This is a genomic window from Moorena sp. SIO3I8, assembly GCF_010692325.1.
In the GTDB taxonomy this organism is placed as follows: Bacteria; Cyanobacteriota; Cyanobacteriia; order Cyanobacteriales; family Coleofasciculaceae; genus Moorena.
The window spans coordinates 1-1400 of the sequence record NZ_JAAHHW010000391.1 but is presented as its reverse complement, the minus strand read 5'-3'; the positions used below and the strand labels follow the sequence as shown (position 1 = coordinate 1400).

Annotated in this window: 1 protein-coding gene and 2 pseudogenes; 1 reads left to right on the top strand and 2 read right to left on the bottom strand. The window is 42.1% G+C overall.

All coding sequences use genetic code 11. The features are described 5' to 3' along the window. Together F6K51_RS37275 and F6K51_RS37270 are read right to left on the bottom strand one after the other, a co-directional pair. The coding region (locus F6K51_RS37275) for a transposase (protein ID WP_293031210.1) at positions 1 to 416 on the bottom strand (416 nt) is incomplete at its 3' end. Further along, positions 389 to 986 (bottom strand): annotated as a pseudogene (locus tag F6K51_RS37270) (IS607 family transposase). The gene F6K51_RS37275 and the pseudogene F6K51_RS37270, both read right to left, overlap by 28 nt. Before the next feature lie 88 nt (positions 987 to 1074). Here F6K51_RS37270 and F6K51_RS37265 point away from each other — a divergent pair. Further along, a pseudogene (locus F6K51_RS37265) lies at positions 1075 to 1400 on the top strand (PEP-CTERM sorting domain-containing protein); the annotation flags it as partial.

The window sequence follows — 1400 nt, the reverse complement described above, 5'->3', positions numbered from 1 at the left end:
GGTAACGGCTCATAAGTGCTAACCCATCCCATAAAGGGGAGCTTTAACCTTATACCTGCTACCTCCATGACTTTACCGCTGTTATCGATAGTAAAGCTATCATTTTTACCTTTTTTCTTGAACCTAGGATGTTTGGCTTTACCTTGAAAAAATCTGTTAAACGCCTCCCCTAAGTGCATAAAAGCGAATTGGTACACCTTAGAGGATAAGTTTTTCATCCAGGGATACTGAGGTTTGACATGATTGGTGTAGAACTTTTTCAGCTTGTTTGCCGATGGTTTTAGTCCGGCTTTGTATGCTTCATTCCACAAGTTTAACGCCCAATTCCATACCCACCTTGAATAACCGGCGTGTTGAGCCATCAAAGTTCTCTGCTTATTATTAAGTTTTAACTTCGTTTTAAAGGCTCGCTGCATAGCTCGGGAGCGTTATTGATTTGAGTAAGGTACTTTCTCAGTCCATATAATCCACTGGAAAAACCATGAGGTGCGCTCTTAGCATTAAGAATTAAATTCGCCACGGGTAGCACCTGTAGTATGGCCAGGATATCTTCTACCATTTATTCTGGTGGTGAAAGCTCTTTTTCATTAAGAACGATCAGCTCACAATTATTTTGTTCACACAGCCAGTTAAACAAGTCAAAACCAAATCTAGCCAGCCTATCTTTATGGCCAACAACTACTCGACTAACTTCACCTTTAATTATTTGATACAAAAGTTCAAGTAGTTTTTTCCGGTTAAAATTTAATCCTCCGCCAACTTCTTTTATAGTCTTGGCTTCTGGCTTGCAATGTAGCTACTTAAAAGTTTAAGTCTGGTTTTTCAGCATGGCTAGAAACTCGACAATACAGCACAGTTTGTTTTCGTGGTGAGAAGTTTTGAGTATAGGATTCTACGTAATATCTACGCTGACCTGATCGTGTTTTGATAGCTTGGATAATGCTTTGATTTTTCCATCTGGCCAGCGTTCTGACGTTAACACCCAGATACTCAGCAGCTTCTGTGGGGTAATTGAGACTTTGTTACCTCACCTGTTGTTGACAGCGTACTTATCTTACCGCGTTGTGCCGTAAATTGTCAACTAAGTTATTCTCCCAGGTCAGGCGAGTGCGTCCTGTAGACCCAGCGCTGCTTGAGCAAGTCGGACCCCGGAATTATCGTCTCAGAGCATTTCCCATTCCTCGTCCGTTATCCTCATGGGAGAAAAGACATGGTAGCGATCGCGCAACGGAAATGCATCTGTGGCTGACCTACAAGGTGATGCGACAAGAGAAGGGTTGGCCGTTACCTCAGTTAAACGAACAACGGAATATCTTTTGGACAAATCGCACCAAGCGCATCCGCAATGGTAAAGTAAAACGGGGTTTTTCTGATAAGTGGTTAGAAGCATATTTACCAGA